This window comes from Amycolatopsis sp. La24, from assembly GCF_029087445.1.
GTDB lineage: Bacteria > Actinomycetota > Actinomycetes > Mycobacteriales > Pseudonocardiaceae > Amycolatopsis > Amycolatopsis nivea.
The window spans coordinates 745,531-761,508 of the sequence record NZ_JARACH010000001.1; the positions used below are offsets into that span (position 1 = coordinate 745,531).

Below are 15,978 nucleotides of genomic sequence, written 5' to 3' on the forward strand. Positions count from 1 at the left end.
GGGCACCCCGAAGCTTGATTGTGCTGACGGTTCGGGGGTGCTTGTCAAGGCGGGAAAGATGCCTTGACAAGCACCCCCGAACCGCAGATGCGCTTCGTATCGGGGTGCGGGGTAGGGCTGGGTGCCTCGATGGTTGGGTGCATCGGCTGCGGGGTGGGGCTTGGTGCCTCAATGCGTTGGGTGCACCGGCTGCGGGAGGGCTGGATGCACTGATTGTTGGGTGCACCGGCGGCGGTTTGGTTGGTGGTGGGGGCTAGCGCCCCAATGTGGCATTGGGTGCGTTGGATGCACCGAACGCCACATTGGGTGCATCTGACGCACCCAATGCCGCATTGGGGGCGCATCCCGGGTGGCGGGCGGGGCGGGCAGCGGCCGGGCGGTCCGTGAAGGGCTCCTTGAGGGAATCCACGTCCGCGAAGGGGCCCCTCACTGAACGAGCGGCCGGTCGTGAGGGCCACCCTGGGGGAATCTGTGTACGTGAGGGGTCCCCTCACGTACTTCAGGCGGCGCGGAAGCAGCCTTTTACGTGGTCGTCGACCATGCCGGTGGCTTGCATCAGCGCGTAGCAGGTGGTCGGGCCCAGGAAGGCGAAGCCGCGCTTCTTCAGATCCTTTGCCATTGCCTTCGACTCGTCGGTGATCGCCGGGACGTCAGCCATGGTGCGGGGGCGGCGGTGTTTCGCTGGGGCGAAGGACCACAGCAGCTTGTCCAGCGGGATGTCCAGGTCTGCGACAGCGCGGGCGTTCTTCACGGCTGCGTCGATTTTCGCGCGGTTGCGGACGATTCCCGCGTCTTGCATCAGGCGGTTGACGTCCTTCTCGCCGAAGCGGGCGACCTTCTCCGGTGCGAAGCCTCGGAAAGCTTTCCGGAAGTTCTCGCGTTTGCGGAGGATGGTGATCCAGGACAGTCCGGACTGAAACGATTCCAGGCACAGGCGTTCGTACAGCTCAGCCTCGCCGTGGAGCGGGACGCCCCACTCCTCGTCGTGGTACGTCGCGTAATCGGGGGCTGAGTTGCCCCAGCTGCAGCGGGCGATGCCGTCTTCGCCCAGTAGTTCCGTCATTGTTCCCCCATTGAATAATTTTCCGCGAACCTCGCGAACTGCCGCAGTGAATGGCGTACACCGAGGGCGAACGCGGGGCGCGCCAGGGGCCAGCCTGCGCGGCCCAGCAGGCCGAAGGGCAGTTTGAGGTGTTCGGCCCACACGAAGGTGCAGTGGCCGGCGCCCTTCGACAGCACCTGGAACACGCCGGTTCCCTGCACCAGGCTGCCCAGGTGGCGCACCGTGCAGCGCAGGGGCGGTTCCCAGGTCGTGATCTCCATCGTGTCGGTGAAGCCGATGCCTCCGAAGCCGGTGAAGGCCGCGAGTTTCGAGCCGACGCTGCGGCCGTTGCCCTCGACGACCCGTACCTGCGTGCCGAGCATCCACTCACCCTGGCGGGCCCAGTCGGTGAGTGCGAGCCAGGTCGTGCCAGCCGGTGCCGCGACGTCTACCGACAGCACCAGGTCACTCACCCGTCGGCCTCCGGTGCGCTGCTTCGCGGGGCTGTTGCGCGGCCTCGAGCCGGGCGACCCGTTCGCGCAGTTCGTCCAGTTCCACGCCGGTCCTGCGCAGCACCCAGTCCACTTCGGACATCTTGTACCCGCGGAACACCAGCTGGAAGCGTACCTGGCGGACGTCCTCGCCGGTGATGTCCTCGGCGGGCAGACGAGTGGGCGAACTGCCCGGCGGCAGCGGCGCCAGTTCCTCGCCACGGCCGAACACCACAGCGGCCAGGAGGAACACCACGGCGGCCACCAGCAGCATGACTACGAGGTAGATCAGCGCGGTCGTCACGCGACGATCGTGGCACACCGCCGCCAAGAACGTCGCGCTAGCACGACAAGTCGGAACGACAGGACCACCCAGGCGACCATCAGCACGCCGCACGGACCGCTCAGGAACAGCCGCGCCGCGTCGACCACCCCGGTCGCTCCGATCAGCAGCAGCACGGAGAACAGGTTGACGCCCACCGCGATCGCGCCGAGCGTCCGGCAGACCCGGGCCGTGCGGACGCCGTCGAACCGGCGGCTGAGGAACCGGGTGCCCAGCAGCGCGAGCAGGCCGAGCACGGGCACGGCGTAGATCGCGGCGTGGGTGAACTGCGTGACGTACGGATACCAGCCGGGGTTCGGCGTGGTCAGCCGCGACCAGGAGCCGTAGGTGAAGATGCGCGCCACCTCCCACGACGTCTGCATCGCGGGCACGCCGAGCACGAGCAGCCACAGCGTCCGTACGCCGTTGTGCATGCTCAGTTCCGCTTGGTAGTCACCGGCGATCTCGCGGACCTGACCGAAATCCGCTACCGCGCGGCGTTGCGCTTCGACCTCGCTCCAGCCGCCCTCGCGGTACGCCTCGGCCGCGTCGCGCAGACCGTCGCGGGCTTCGGCGAGCAGGTCCGCTTTCGTGCCGCGGCGGCCGATCAGCGCGCGGTCCAGTTCGGCCAGGTAGGCCTCGATGGGGCTTGCCGCAGTCTGGCTTGTCGTGGTCATGGTTCCAGCACTCCACCGATCACCGTGGTGAACTCCCGCCACTGCACCCGTTCCGCGGCCAGCGCCTGCTGCCCGGCGCGAGTGAGCCGGTAGGTGCGCCGCTTGCGGCCGGACACCACGTCCCACTCGCTGGCAAGCCAGCCGGCGCGCTCGAGCCGGCGCAACGCCGGGTACACCGTGCCGGTGGGCAGGTCGAGCGCTCCGTCGCTGCGCAGCGCCAAAGCCTCGATGATCGCGTATCCGTGCAGCTTGCGGCCGTCGAGGACGGCGAGCAGCAACGCGTCGAGGTGTCCGCGCAACGTGTCCGCTTTCATAGGTCGGCAGTCTACTCATCTTGACCCTGGCAGGCTAATCTCCGCGCCTTCCCGAACCGTCCGGGAAAAACCCTGAGATCACCCCGATCTCATGGGTTTTGCCGCTACATGTAGCCGCGCTACGTATAAGCTCCGTCGGCATGGACCCACTGCCGATAGCGCGACTCCAGTTCGCGACCACGACCTCGTTCCACTTCCTGTTTGTGCTGCTCACCCTGGGTTTGGTGACCATGGTGGCGATCATGCAGACCCGCGCGACGCTCCGCGGCGGCGAGCAGCTGCACCGGATGACCGCGTTCTGGGGCCGCCTGTACGTGGTCAACTACGCGCTCGGAATCGTCACCGGAATCGTGATGGAATTCCAGTTCGGGATGACCTGGACCGGGCTGTCCGCGTTCGCCGGGGACGTTTTCGGCGCGCCGCTCGCGATCGAGACGCTGGTGGCGTTCTTCCTGGAATCGACGTTCCTCGGTGTGTGGATCTTCGGCCGCGGCCGAATGAACAAGTGGCTGCACTTGGCGGTGTTATGGCTGGTCACGCTCACCGCGTACGCCTCCGCGCTCTTCATCATGGTCGCCAACTCGTTCCTGCAGAACCCGGTCGGTTCGCGGATGGAGAACGGCGTGCTGCGCCTGGACGACTTCGGTGCGTTGTTCGCCAACCCGGCGCTGGTCGCGTCGCTGCCGCACGTTATCGGGGCCGCGTTGCTGACCGGCGGCTTCTTCGTGACCGGCGTCAGTGCGTACCACTTCCTCAAGCGCACCAGCGAGATCGACTTCTTCCGCCGCTCGCTGCGGATCGGCGTGGTGACGTCGCTGATCGGCAGCGTACTGGTGGTCCAGGCCGGGTTCGCGCAGTTCGCCGAGGTCGCCGGGTATCAGCCGGACAAGTTCAAGGGTTCGGTCGCCGTCGGGTTGCCGCTCGGCATGATGATCAATGTCGGCTTCTTCGCGTTTTTCGCGGCATTGGTCGGCACGCTGCTGTTGTTCCGCGACCGGCTGCTCCGGGCACGGCCGGTGCTCTTCCTGATGGTGCCGGGGATCGCCGTGCCGTTCATCGCGGCGATCCTGGGCTGGCTGGTCCGCGAGATCGGCCGTCAGCCGTGGCTGGTGTGGGGCAAGCTGCGCACCGCGGACGCCGTCGCCGACGTCAGCGGCGGGCAGATCCTGTTCTCCTTCATCGCTTTCACGCTGTTGTTCGCCGTGCTGGCCGTCGCCGACTGGGTGCTGCTCGCCCGGATCGCCAAACGCGGTCCGGCCGTCGCCGCGGCGGAAACCGAACTTCCTGTCCTGAGTGGAGTGTGACCCGTGGTGACGATCTGGTGGGGTGTGCTCGGTTTGCTGCTGGGCGGCTACTTCGCGCTGGCAGGCTACGACTACGGCGTCGGGCTGCTGCTGCCCGCGCTCTCCCGCGACGAGGCTGGACAGCGGCGCGTGCTCGGCGCGGTCGGCCCGTTTTTCCTGGCGAACGAGGTGTGGCTGGTCGCGGCGGTCGGCGTGCTGTTCGGTGCGTTCCCGCATCTGGAAGGGCGGGTGTTCGCCGGGGCATACGTGCTGATTGTGCTGTTGCTGCTGGGCTTGGTCACGTTCACCGCGGCGGTGCAGTTGCGGAGCCGGCATCCGGAGGGCAACCGGCGCGGGTGGACGTTCGCCATTACCGCGGGTGCGCTGGTCACCGCGGTCTCGTGGGGATTGTTCCTCGGCAACCTCGTGCGCGGGCTTCCGCTCGATGCGCAGGGCCGCCCGGTCGACGACGTTCTGGCGTTGTTCAACCCGTACGCGGTCTTGTGGGGACTCGGGTTTGTCGCCCTGTTCTGCTTGCAGGGCTTGGTTTTCCTCGCAGTACGTGGCCCGGCGGAAATTGCCGGACGGGTTCGTCGGCTGACTCGGTCGTTCCTGCTTCCGGTGGGCGTTTTCCTGGTGACAGCGACGGTTTGGGGAGCTTTCTCCGGTGGTTCTTGGGCCGCACTGGCGGTAGTAGCGGTCGCCTTCGCCGCCTACCTGACAGTCCTTTTCGGACTCCGGCGACCACGGTTGGCGCTCCCCGCCGTCATGCTGCTGAGCGCGTGCCCCGCGCTGCTGGTCGGGGTGCTGCGGTTCCCGGTCGTCCTGTCCTCTGGCGCGGGCTACCAGTTGACCGTCGACCAGGCCGCCACCACGCCGGACATGGCCGCGGTGCTCGGATGGTTCGCCGCGCCCACGCTCCTCGTGCTGGTCGTCGTGCAGTGGCTGACCTGGCGGGCGCACCGACGTCCGGTCGACGAGAAGTCGTTGCTGCACTATTAAAAGGAGCCTCACCATGCCTGGTCTTCGCGGTTACCTGACAGCGCTCGCCGTGCTGGGCGTCGGCACTGCTGTCACCGTGCTCGTCCAGGCGGACGGGCTTGCGACCCTGCTCACCGGCGGCGGCGTTTCGGTCGCCCTGTGCGTCGCCGTCGGGGCGAGGCTTCTGCTCGTTGTCGCGCAGGGCCTGCTCACCAGCCACTTCGCGGCATCGGCCCAGGCGGGTCTGCGTCGTCGGTTGCTAGACGCGACCGGCGACCCCGGCGTGACCGCCACCCGCATCACCAAAGGCGTCGATGCCACCGCCACCTACCTCGCGGGCTACTTGCCAGCGATGGTGCTGTCGGCCATGGTCCCGATCGCAGTACTGGCAAGGCTTTTCACTGCCGACCTGACCTCCGCCTTGATCGTCACCGCCACCGTCCCGTTGATCCCGCTCTTCGGCGCGTTGATTGGCGTGCACACTAGAGCGCGTACACAGTGGACACTCCTAACGCGACTGGGCGGACACTTCCTCGACGTCGTCCGAGGCTTGCCGACGCTCAAACTCTTCGGCCGCGCGCAAGCCCAGACCCGGAGCGTGCGCGAAATGGCCAACGCACACGCCGACGCCACCATCCGGACGTTGAAAGTCGCCTTCCTGTCCGCGCTGGTGCTGGAACTCGTCGCCACCCTGTCGATCGCGCTCGTCGCGGTACCCATCGGGTTCCGCCTGCTGTCCGGCTCGATGACCGCGCACACCGCGATGCTGGTCCTGGTCCTCGCCCCGGAGGCGTACCTGCCGCTGCGCGCCGCCGGAGCGAAGTTCCACGCCGCCGCGGAAGGACTCACCGCATGGAAAGAAATCCTCAGCGCACCAACGACAATCCGCCGGTCCGGCACGCGGACACGTCGCCTCGGTCCGCCGGAAGTGGTATTCGACCACGTATCCGTGCATTACGGCGAAACTTGCGCACTGTCCGAAGTAGACTTAACTATTCAACCCGGCGAACACCTCGCCTTGGTCGGGCCGAGCGGTTCCGGCAAATCCACTCTGCTCGCCGTTCTGCTGGGTTTCGTCGAGCCGACCGCCGGGCGAGTGCTCGTCGACGGCGTCGACCTGCGCACCCTCGACCACTCGTCCTGGCTGCGCGACACTGCGTGGCTACCGCAACGTCCGACGCTCTTTCGCGGCACCCTCAAGGAAAACACCGGCGGACGCCGCGTTGACGACATCGTCACCGACCTCCCCTACGGCTACGCGACGCAGATCGGCGAACTGGGCGCGGGACTGTCCGCCGGGCAACGCCAACGCGTCGGACTGGCCCGAGCTCTGTCCCGCACCGAAGCCGGACTCGTCCTGCTGGACGAACCCACCGCTCGCCTCGACACCGGTACGGAAGCGACCGTGCTGGCCGGTGCCAAGGAACTGCTGCCCGGCCGCACCGCAGTCCTGGTCGCACACCGACCCGCGCTGGCAGCACTCGCGTCGCGGACGGTCGAACTCAAGCATGGGGTGACGGTATGAAACTCGTCCGCGCGACCCTGCTCGCCGTCGGTGCCGAACTCGCCGGACTCGGCCTGACCGGCACCGCGGCCTGGCTGCTCATGCGTGCCGCCGAGCAACCTCCGCTCGCCGCGCTCACCCTCGCGATTGTCGCCGTGCGCGTCTTCGCCTTGGCGCGCGGCGGACTCCGTTACGCCGAACGCCTTGCCGGACACGACGTTGTCCTCCGCTACCTCGGCTCCCTCCGGACCCGGGTGTACCAGGCCCTACTCCCCCGTCGCGTCGCCGAACACTCCGGCGCGGACTTGGTCACTCGCCTGGTGTCCGATGTGGACGCCGTGCAAGACGCCATCCTCCGGCTAGCGCTACCGGCCGTGGTCGCGAGCACTGTCGGTCTAGCGGTCGTGGTTTTCGCCGGGCCGGTAAGCCTTCCGCTTTCCGGAATTGTCCTCATCGGACTGCTCGCAACAGGACTTCTGTTAATCCCCCGAAGCAAAGCCCCCGAGCCGCCGCAGGAACTCGCCGAACGCACCGTGGAACTCGTCCTCGGCCGCCACGAACTCATCGCCTACGGCTGGGAACAACGAGAAAAAACCCGCGCCACCACGGTCATCGACAAGCTGGCCGCAGAATCCCGCCGCACCGGCCGCCGTCTCGCCCTGACCACTGCCGCCGGAGTGGCCGTGCAATTCGCGACCACCGTCGCGGTCGCGCTGCTCAGCCCCGCGAGCATCCCGGTCACCGCCGCCCTCACCCTGACCACGATGGCCCTGTTCGAACTGGTCCTTCCGCTGCTTCCCGCCGCCGAGCGAATCCCCGAAATCCGCGCCTCGCTGAGCCGGGTGCGCGCCGTCCTCGCCGCGCCGGCCCGAACCCCCGAACCGATCCCCGGACCAGGGCATTTCCGGCTGACCAACGTCGGCGTCCAGTATCCCGGCCGCCGCGCCGCGCTGGAAGGCATCGACCTCGACCTGCCGCCCGGCACCCGGTTGGGCATCCTCGGCCCCTCGGGCGCCGGAAAAACGACTCTGCTGCACGTCCTGCTCGGCTTCGTCTCCCCCACGTCCGGTTCGATCACCGTCGACGGCCGCCCCGTGACCGAACCGCACCCCGCGGTGATCTCCGGAGCCCTCGCCGACGCACACGTCTTCGCCACGACCGTCCGCGAGAACCTGCTGCTCGCGAACCCGGAAGCCACCGACGACGACCTGCGCGCCGCCTGCGAAACCGCTGGCTTCGACCTCCCGCTGGACCGGGACACCGGCCAAGACGGCGACGCCCTCTCCGGCGGTCAACGGCAACGGCTGATTCTCGCCCGCGCGGTACTCGCCGCACCGCCGGTCCTGGTCCTCGACGAACCGGTGGAAGGCCTCGACCCAGCACACGGCGACGAGGTCCTGGCGAGGATTCTCGCTCAGGCGAAGGGAACCGTCGTGCTGGTGACGCACCGGCCGGAGCACGTCGCCGGGTTCGACCAGATCCTCATGGTGGAGGACGGTCGGCCAGCGCTCACTGTTCCCGGATGAGCTGGATCGGCGAGTCCATCGGATCGAGGTGGAACAGGTCGTTGGCGTCGACGTACGGCTGCGATTCCGGCGATCCGCGGAACAGCGCGACGACGACAGCGGTGAACCGGACTCGGCCGTCGCCGAGATGAGTGATCCCCTTCGGCTCGGCGAGACCGGCCAGCCACTCGGCCTGCACCGGGTGCATCGTGGCGGTGTAAGTCCCGGTCCGGCCGGCGCGGGCGGCCAGGACGTCGCCCCACCGGGCGAGCGAGAGGATCTCGTCGATCGCCAGCCGGATCTCGTCGCTTCCCCCGTAATCCAACGCCGTGTACCCGGCCTGGCGGGCAATTCCGCCGCGCCAGTAACTGGAGTCGTCGCCGGGCACGCTCCGGTAAACCGTCTGCCACGCGGGCCGCCGGTGAAAAGGATGCGGAGCCAGTTCGGCCCAGCCGACCAGGAACCCGTCCCTGCTGCCGTCGTCCGCGTAGACCCGCACGGTGTTCCGGTCCGGCTGCCGAAGAACCAGATCGCGCAGCTCCAGCCGGCGCGCGCTCGAAGGATCCAGTCGGTCTTTGGCCACGTCCATCGCCCCCGCTGCTCGAATCGGATCGGCTCCGGAACGTAGCGCGCGGCGATGACATCTCGATGAAGCCGCGTTCTGTCCACTGTAGACAGAAGGTCATTCCTGCCGGGCGGCCAGCACCTCGCGCATCGGCGGCCGATCCGCCACCGGCACCTCCGTCACGTCGGGCACCCACTCCCCGGACACCTGCACGAACTGCGTGAACCGCGCCGCCTCCGCGCTCGGCATCCCGCAGCGGGCCAGCGCGGTGCCGAGGATCTGCCGGGCCATCACGCCGAGTTGCAGCAGCGACCGGTTGCGGTGTTTGCGCACGCCGAGGTTGACCTGCGCCAACCCGTCGAGGCCGTAGCGCTCCTCGGCGTCGAGCAGCAGGCCGATCTCGACGCCGTATCCCCCGGCGAACGGCACCGACTCCAGGAACTCGCGCGTGCCCGCGTACTCGCCGCCCAGCGGCTGCACCAGCTCGCCGAGGGCCGGGCGCAGCGCGGACAGCACCGGGCGCGCCAGCAGTTCGGTGACCCGGCCGCCGCCGGTGCTCTCCAGCCGCAGCGGGCGGCGGTAGAAGCCCTTGACCAGGTGCACGCCGTCCTCGGTGAGCAGCGGGCCGAGCAGCGACGGCACGAACGCCGGGTCCGGGTCGACCAGGTCGGAGTCGAGGAAGACCACGACGTCGCCGGTCGTCGCGGCGAGCGAGCGCCACAGCACCTCGCCCTTGCCCGGACGCGGCGGCAGCTCCGGCACGACGTCCTCGCGGCGCACCACGCGAGCCCCGGCGGCCGCGGCGACCTCGACGGTCGCATCGGTGGAACCGGAGTCGACGACCACCAGCTCGTCGACCACTCCGCCGAGCAGCGGGCGCACCGAGGCGACCACCGCGGCGACCGTTTCCTCCTCGTTCAGCGCCGGCAGCACGACCGACACGGTCCGGCCGCGTTTGGCGGCGAGGATGTCCGCGGCGCTCCACCCGGGCTCCTGCCAGGTGCGACGGTGAAACCAGCTCATGGAGGCGATCGTGCCATGCTGGAGCCGGTGCCCGATCCTCCGGAGGGAGAACCCTTGCTGTCGCTGCTCGTCCGTTTCGTGCTCGGACCGCTGGTCCGCGCGCTTTACCGGCCCCGGGTCGAGGGGGTCGAGAACATCCCCGAGGACGGTCCGGTGCTGCTCGCCTCCAACCACCGGGCGGCGCTGGACACGGGTGTGATCACGTTCACCACCCCGCGGCAGGTCCGGTTCCTCGGCAAGGCCGAGTACTTCACGGGCAAGGGCGTCAAGGGCCGGTTCATCGCGAAATCGCTCGACGCGCTCGGGTACGTCCCGGTCGAACGCGGCAACGCACAGGCCGGGCTCGCCGCGCTCGAAGCGGGCCGGAAGGTGCTCACCGACGGCGGCGTCTTCGCGATCTACCCCGAGGGCACCCGCTCGCTCGACGGACGGCTGCACCGCGGGCACACCGGCGTCGCCGCGCTCGCGCTGTCCACCGGGGCGAAGGTGGTCCCGGTCGCGTTGTTCGGCACCGAGGGCATCCAGCCGAACGGCGCGAAAATCCCGCGGCTCGCCAAGATCAAGGTCCGCTTCGGCGAACCGCTGGACTTCGCGCGCTACGAGGGCCAGGACTCGTCCTCGGCGATCCGCCGCTCGGTCACCGACGAGATCATGTACGCGATCCTGGAACTGTCCGGGCAGGAATACGTCGACACCTATCACAAGCGACCGGACGAAAAAGCGTCGTAGGCGCCTTATCCGACCGAGCGGCTTATGATGTCGACCAGCTTGTCCGCGTCGGACGCGACACTGATCAGCTCCCGCGTTTCCGGCCGCAGGAATCCCTTCTCCAGCATCTGATCGGCGAACGCCACCAGCGGCGAGTAATACCCGGCCACGTCGAGCAGCCCGATCGGCTTGCGGTGAATGCCGAGCTGCGCCCACGTCCACACCTCGAACAATTCCTCGAGGGTGCCGACCCCGCCGGGCAGCGCGACGAACGCGTCCGACAGCGCGGCCATTTTCGCCTTGCGCTGGTGCATGTCGGCGACCACGTGCAATTCGGTGAGACCGCCGTGCGCGATTTCCACGTTCGACAGCACTTCCGGGATCACGCCGATCACTTCGCCGCCCGCGGCGAGCGCGGCGTTCGCCACCACGCCCATGGTGCCGACGCTCGCGCCGCCGTAGACGAGGCCGATTCCCCGCTGCGCCAACAGTTTCCCGACGCCGGCCGCCGCTTCGGCGTACTCCGGCGAAAAACCCTGCGCCGAACCGCAGAACACACAGATCCGCATCAGTGCGTGTCCTCCCAAGCCTGATAAGACTCCTGCACGACGCGCACCGCGTCGTCGATGTCGTCGGTCAAGTGCAGCAGATCGAGGTCCTTCTCGCCGATTTTCCCGCCGTCGAGCACGGATTTCGCGATCCAGTCGTACAGCCCGCCCCAGTATTCGGTGCCGAACAGCACCACCGGGAACTTCGTGACCTTCTTGGTCTGGACCAGCGTGAGCGCCTCGAACAGTTCGTCGAGCGTCCCGAATCCGCCGGGAAGGCAGATGAACGCCTGCGAGTACTTGACGAACATGGTCTTGCGCGCGAAGAAGTAGCGGAAGTTCACGCCGAGGTCGACCCACGGGTTCAGACCCTGCTCGAACGGCAGCTCGATGCCGAGCCCGACGGAGAACCCGCCCGCCTCGTTCGCGCCGCGGTTCACCGCCTCCATCGCGCCCGGACCGCCGCCGGTCATCACCGCGAACCCGGCGTCGGCGAGCGCGGCCCCGATCTTGCGGCCCAGTTCGTACTCCGGGTGGTCGCGTTTGGTGCGCGCCGAACCGAACACGGTCACCGCGCGCGGAACCTCGGCCAGCGCGCCGAATCCCTCGACGAACTCGGCCTGGATCCGCAGCACGCGCCACGGGTCGGTGTGCACCCAGTCGCTCGGCCCCCGCGAGTCGAGCAGCCGCTGATCGGTGGTGCTGCCCTGGTCGCGCCGATCGCGCCGGAGCACCACCGGGCCCTTGTGCCGCTCCACCGGACGTTCGGGGTACTGGCCGTCGGGAAATTCAGACTGTTCGCTCACCAGCCAAGCCTACGGGCCGATCGGCCGCGGCGGGCGCCCGAGGCGGCACCGGAGCGTGACGGCTCGGTTGCCCGCGGCTGAACGCGGGAAAGCGGACCACCAGCGGGTTCCGGTCCTCCTACCAACGGCCGGTTGTCAGGAACTACCTACGAAAGTCGTCCGGCCCGTCCCAAACCGGCGTTTTCCCTGCTACGGGGCTACTTGCGGGGAATAGTCCCGATCGCCCCCGAGGTCCCGCTGGTCCGTTCAGCGCATTGACCGCCCCCGTGAGCGCTTTTTTACTCACGGTGTCCGCGGCCTGATCAGCCCAGCTCAACGCGTTGCGCTTTTCCCCATCGTGTACCCCGAAAGGACTGTCGATGACGTCCAGAAGAGGGCTCGCCACCGGCATCGCAAGTGTCGCCGGTCTCGCCCTTTCCCTGCTCGCGCTGCCGGTGACCCCGGCATCCGCGGCCCCCGCCCACCCCACCGCAGACCCGCAGGCCACCGCGATCGCGGCCGCCGACCGGGCCGCCGCCGCAGGCGCGGTCGGGCTCCGCAAGAGCTCGGCCGAAAGCCTGCACCGCGTCAGCACCACCCTGGGCGACGCCGGGCTGTATTACAACTCCTACGAGCGCACCTACGACGGCCTCCGGGTCGTCGGCGGGGATGCGGTGATCGTCGCCGACGGAACGGGCCGCGTGCGCGGCACCGACTCCGCCGAGGGCGCGGCCATCACCGTGGGCACCAAGCCCACTGTCGACGCGGCGCGCGCGGCCTCGGTCGCCCGCGCCCAGTTGCCGACCGTGAGCACGGTGAGCAAGCCTGATCTGGTCGTTCTCGGCGGCGCACAGCCGAAACTCGCCTACGAGGTCGTCGTCAAGGGCCGCACCGCGAAGGCGCCGAGCAACCTGCACGTCTTCGTCGACGCCGCCACCGGCAAGGTCCTCGACCAGCGCGACGACGTGAAGGCCGAAAGCCCGGCGAAGTCCGGCGCGAACGCCGCGGCCCCCGCCGCGGCGGGCAACGGCAACAGCTACTACGTCGGCCAGGTCAGCATCGACACCACCGGGTCGGGCAGCTCGTACTCGATGCGCGACCCGAACCGGTCGGGCATCAGCTGCGGCCGCGAAAACGGCGCGGTGTTCACGAAGTCCAGCAACAACTGGGGCAACGGGCAGGGCACCGACCTCGAAACCGGTTGCGTCGACACGCTTTACAGCGTGCAGACCGAGTGGAACATGCTGAAGGACTGGCTGGGCCGCAGCGGCATCGACGGCAACGGCCGCGGGTTCCCCGCCTCGGTCGGGTTGAACGACGTCAACGCGTACTGGGACGGTTCGTCCACGCACTTCGGCCACTCGCAGGACAACCAGCGCCAGGCGACGTCGATGGACGTGGTCGGCCACGAGTTCGGGCACGGCATCTTCCAGAACACGCCGGGCGGCGCGGGTTCGGGCAACGAGAACGGCGGGCTCAACGAGTCCACCGGCGACATTTTCGGCGCGCTGACCGAGTTCTACGCGAACAACCCGGTCGACAAGCCGGACTTCACCGTCGGCGAGGGCGTCAACCTGGTCGGCCAGGGCCCGATCCGCTACATGTACAACCCGGGCCAGATCGGCGACCCGAACTGCTACTCGTCCTCGATCCCGAACACCGAGGTGCACGCCGCCGCGGGCCCGCAGAACCACTGGTTCTACCTGCTCGCCGAGGGCAGCTCTCCCTCGGACGGCCAGCCGTCGAGCCCGACCTGCAACAACAGCAGCGTCACCGGCGTCGGCATCCAGAAGGCGGGCAAGATCTTCTACAACGGCCTGCTGCACAAGACCTCGTCCTGGAACCACAAGGCGGCCCGCAAGGCCACCCTTCAGGCCGCGGTCGACCTGTTCCCGGGCAGCTGCACCGAGTTCAACGCCACCAAGGCGGCGTGGGACGCGGTTTCGGTCGGCGCGGTCTCGGGCGAGGCCACCTGCACCGGCAACCCGCCGGCGGGCAACGACTTCTCGGTCGCGCTGTCCCCGGCGACCGCGACTGTCCAGCCCGGTGAGTCGGCCAAGTCCACGGTGACCACCAAGATCACCAACGGCAACGCGCAGTCGGTCAAGCTGACCGCGAGCGGCCTGCCCTCGGGCGCGACCGCGACCTTCGACCCGGCGACCATCCAGTCCGGCGCCACCGCGACCGTCACCATCGCCACGACGGCCAGCACGCCGAAGGGCACCAGCAAGGTCACGATCACCGCGACCGGCGCGAACGCCACGCACACCTCGGACTTCACCCTGACCGTGGGCAGCGGCACCCCGCCGGGCTGCGGCGGCATCGCGGCGTGGGACTCGAACACGTTCTACGGTCCGGGCGACGTGGTCTCGTACAACAACCACAAGTGGACCTCGACGTGGTACTCCGTCGGCGCTGAGCCGGGCGCACCCAGTTCCTGGGCCGTCTGGACCGACAACGGGGCCTGCTGACGCAGTAACCGCACTCTAGTTTCTCGGCCTTCTGGACCAGCCGGGCACGGCGCCTCGTGCCCGGCTGGTCTGTGTTCACCCACTTGTCCAGACCACCCCTGCTGGAATTTGTCTAGACCATACGTTCGGGGGTAGGAATCCCCCGGTGCGCCGCTTACCGTTGCGACACCACCGTTACCGGGGACGGGAGCCGTGATGAACGGACGGAAATCGCGCTGGTTCGGGACCGCCGTGGCGGCCCTGCTCGCACTGCCGCTAGCGGGAATCGCCCCCGCCTCAGCGGCCGCTCCGCAGTCGGACACGTGCGCGGTAAAACCGAGACCCTCCGGTTCGGTGCTGCAAGGCTATTGGGAAAACTGGGACGGAGCCTCGAACGGCGTCCACCCCGGCATGGGCTGGGTGCCGATCAACGACCCCAGCATGGCCGCACACGGGTACAACGTCATCAACGCCGCCTTCCCGGTGATCCTTTCCGACGGCACCGTGCAGTGGGAAGACGGCATGGACTCGACGGTGAAGGTCTCGACCCCCGCCGAGATGTGCGCGGCCAAGGACGCCGGAGCCACCATCCTGATGTCCATCGGCGGCGCGGCAGCGGGTATTGACCTGTCGTCCAGCTCGGTCGCCGACAAGTTCGTCAGCACCATCGTGCCGATCCTGAAGAAGTACAATTTCGACGGCATCGACATCGACATCGAGACCGGCTTGTCGAGCAGCGGCGACATCAATTCGCTGTCCGCCTCGCAAGCAAACCTGGAACGCATCATCGACGGCGTACTGTCCCAAATGCCCGCCGGCTTCGGCCTGACCATGGCCCCGGAAACAGCATACGTAACGGGCGGCTCGGTAACCTACGGCTCGATCTGGGGCGCATACCTCCCCATCATCAAGAAGTACGCCGACAACGGCCAACTGTGGTGGCTGAACATGCAGTACTACAACGGCTCCATGTACGGCTGCTCCGGCGACAGCTACGAAGCCGGGACCGTGCAAGGATTCACCGTGCAGACGCAATGCCTGGACAAGGGCCTCACCGTACAAGGCACCACAATCCGCGTCCCACTGGACAAACAAGTCCCAGGCCTCCCAGCCCAACCAGGCGCAGGCGGCGGCTACATGGACCCGGGCCTGGTCTCGCAGGCGTACCAAAGCGTCCCCGGACTCAAGGGATTGATGGACTGGTCAATCAACTGGGACGGTTCAAAAGGCTGGACCTTCAGCGACAACGTGAAATCGCTGCAAGGCCGGTAAAAAAGCTGCTGTGGGCCGGGGTGCTTGCGCATTGCGCCGCCCCGGCCTCAGCCCACAAACCCGAACGGCCGCCGGACTCTCCCCGGCGGCCCTTTCTGCCGTGAGGGGAACCCTCACAGACGCTGATTCCCGCAGGGTTCCCCTCACGACCATGCTCCGGACGCGAGGGGCCCCTTCACGGACCCAGATTCCCTCAAGGAGCCCTTCACGGCCCACCCCCGCCCGGCTCGCCCGGCCCGCAACCGCCCCAATGCGGCATTGGGTGCATGGGACGCAACGAACGCCACATTGGGTGCATCCAACGCACCCAATGCCACATTGGGGCGCAAGCCCCACCCGAAAACCGGCAGCCGATGCACCCAACCATCGAGACACCCAGCCCCACCCGCAGCCAATGCACCCAACGAGCGAGGCACCCAGCCCTCCCCCGCACCCCGATACGAAGCTCTCCTGCGGTTCGGGGGTGCTTGTCAAGGCATCTTTCCCGCCTTGACAAGCACCCCCGAAC

At 68.3% G+C, this 15,978-nt stretch carries 16 protein-coding genes; 7 read left to right on the forward strand and 9 right to left on the reverse strand.

Going from position 1 to position 15,978, the window contains the following annotated elements:
• Window positions 1-499: 499 nt before the first annotated feature.
• Genes PUT80_RS03460 through PUT80_RS03480 form a run of 5 tightly spaced genes read right to left on the reverse strand, consistent with a single transcriptional unit; the run spans window position 500 to window position 2,846 of the window.
• The gene (locus PUT80_RS03460) at window positions 500-1,063 is read right to left on the reverse strand and encodes a DNA-3-methyladenine glycosylase I (protein ID WP_275291076.1); all 564 of its coding nucleotides are present in this window, start codon (window positions 1,061-1,063) and stop codon (window positions 500-502) included.
• Window positions 1,060-1,515: an SRPBCC family protein gene (locus PUT80_RS03465; protein WP_037815932.1), complete on the reverse strand. Its 456-nt coding sequence runs from the start codon at window positions 1,513-1,515 to the stop codon at window positions 1,060-1,062. The genes PUT80_RS03460 and PUT80_RS03465 overlap by 4 nt, the downstream gene beginning before the upstream one ends.
• Entirely contained in the window at window positions 1,508-1,837 is a 330-nt protein-coding gene (locus tag PUT80_RS03470; RefSeq protein WP_037815935.1) for a DivIVA domain-containing protein, read from the reverse strand. The genes PUT80_RS03465 and PUT80_RS03470 overlap by 8 nt, the downstream gene beginning before the upstream one ends.
• A complete protein-coding gene (locus PUT80_RS03475; protein ID WP_275291077.1) occupies window positions 1,834-2,532 on the reverse strand; it encodes a permease prefix domain 1-containing protein in 699 nt (232 codons plus the stop codon). The genes PUT80_RS03470 and PUT80_RS03475 overlap by 4 nt, the downstream gene beginning before the upstream one ends.
• Entirely contained in the window at window positions 2,529-2,846 is a 318-nt protein-coding gene (locus PUT80_RS03480; protein WP_037815937.1) for a helix-turn-helix transcriptional regulator, read from the reverse strand. Before PUT80_RS03480 ends, PUT80_RS03475 begins: the two co-directional genes overlap by 4 nt.
• A gap of 140 nt (window positions 2,847-2,986) precedes the next feature.
• On the opposite strand from PUT80_RS03480, the gene PUT80_RS03485 reads away from it, so the two are divergent.
• From PUT80_RS03485 to cydC, 4 genes are read left to right on the forward strand one after another with little or no spacing between them, the layout of a single operon-like run.
• Entirely contained in the window at window positions 2,987-4,150 is a 1,164-nt protein-coding gene (locus PUT80_RS03485) for a cytochrome ubiquinol oxidase subunit I (RefSeq protein ID WP_275291078.1), read from the forward strand.
• 3 nt (window positions 4,151-4,153) lie between these two features.
• Entirely contained in the window at window positions 4,154-5,131 is a 978-nt protein-coding gene (locus tag PUT80_RS03490; RefSeq protein ID WP_275291079.1) for a cytochrome d ubiquinol oxidase subunit II, read from the forward strand.
• 13 nt (window positions 5,132-5,144) lie between these two features.
• A complete protein-coding gene (gene cydD / locus PUT80_RS03495; RefSeq protein WP_275291080.1) occupies window positions 5,145-6,635 on the forward strand; it encodes a thiol reductant ABC exporter subunit CydD in 1,491 nt (496 codons plus the stop codon).
• A complete protein-coding gene (gene cydC, locus PUT80_RS03500; protein WP_275291081.1) occupies window positions 6,632-8,140 on the forward strand; it encodes a thiol reductant ABC exporter subunit CydC in 1,509 nt (502 codons plus the stop codon). Before cydD ends, cydC begins: the two co-directional genes overlap by 4 nt.
• Here cydC and PUT80_RS03505 read toward each other — a convergent pair.
• Both PUT80_RS03505 and PUT80_RS03510 read right to left on the reverse strand, forming a co-directional pair.
• The gene (locus PUT80_RS03505; RefSeq protein ID WP_238608521.1) at window positions 8,124-8,708 is read right to left on the reverse strand and encodes a hypothetical protein; all 585 of its coding nucleotides are present in this window, start codon (window positions 8,706-8,708) and stop codon (window positions 8,124-8,126) included. The two genes, cydC and PUT80_RS03505, sit on opposite strands and share 17 nt — an antisense overlap.
• A 93-nt stretch (window positions 8,709-8,801) precedes the next feature.
• Window positions 8,802-9,707: a glucosyl-3-phosphoglycerate synthase gene (locus tag PUT80_RS03510; protein ID WP_275291082.1), complete on the reverse strand. Its 906-nt coding sequence runs from the start codon at window positions 9,705-9,707 to the stop codon at window positions 8,802-8,804.
• A gap of 54 nt (window positions 9,708-9,761) precedes the next feature.
• On the opposite strand from PUT80_RS03510, the gene PUT80_RS03515 reads away from it, so the two are divergent.
• Window positions 9,762-10,436 carry a lysophospholipid acyltransferase family protein gene (locus PUT80_RS03515; protein WP_037816398.1) on the forward strand — a complete coding sequence of 225 codons (675 nt, stop codon included), beginning with the start codon at window positions 9,762-9,764 and terminating at the stop codon, window positions 10,434-10,436.
• A 5-nt stretch (window positions 10,437-10,441) separates the two neighbouring features.
• Here PUT80_RS03515 and PUT80_RS03520 read toward each other — a convergent pair whose 3' ends face one another.
• Window positions 10,442-10,984, reverse strand: coding sequence for a TIGR00730 family Rossman fold protein (locus PUT80_RS03520; protein ID WP_275291083.1), 543 nt, complete (start codon window positions 10,982-10,984; stop codon window positions 10,442-10,444).
• The gene (locus tag PUT80_RS03525; RefSeq protein WP_043831975.1) at window positions 10,984-11,769 is read right to left on the reverse strand and encodes a TIGR00730 family Rossman fold protein; all 786 of its coding nucleotides are present in this window, start codon (window positions 11,767-11,769) and stop codon (window positions 10,984-10,986) included. The genes PUT80_RS03520 and PUT80_RS03525 overlap by 1 nt, the downstream gene beginning before the upstream one ends.
• A 359-nt stretch (window positions 11,770-12,128) precedes the next feature.
• On the opposite strand from PUT80_RS03525, the gene PUT80_RS03530 reads away from it, so the two are divergent.
• Together PUT80_RS03530 and PUT80_RS03535 are read left to right on the forward strand one after the other, a co-directional pair.
• A complete protein-coding gene (locus PUT80_RS03530) occupies window positions 12,129-14,219 on the forward strand; it encodes a M4 family metallopeptidase (protein ID WP_037815950.1) in 2,091 nt (696 codons plus the stop codon).
• Between the two features lie 195 nt (window positions 14,220-14,414).
• The gene (locus tag PUT80_RS03535) at window positions 14,415-15,470 is read left to right on the forward strand and encodes a chitinase (RefSeq protein ID WP_275291084.1); all 1,056 of its coding nucleotides are present in this window, start codon (window positions 14,415-14,417) and stop codon (window positions 15,468-15,470) included.
• Window positions 15,471-15,978 lie beyond the last annotated feature (508 nt).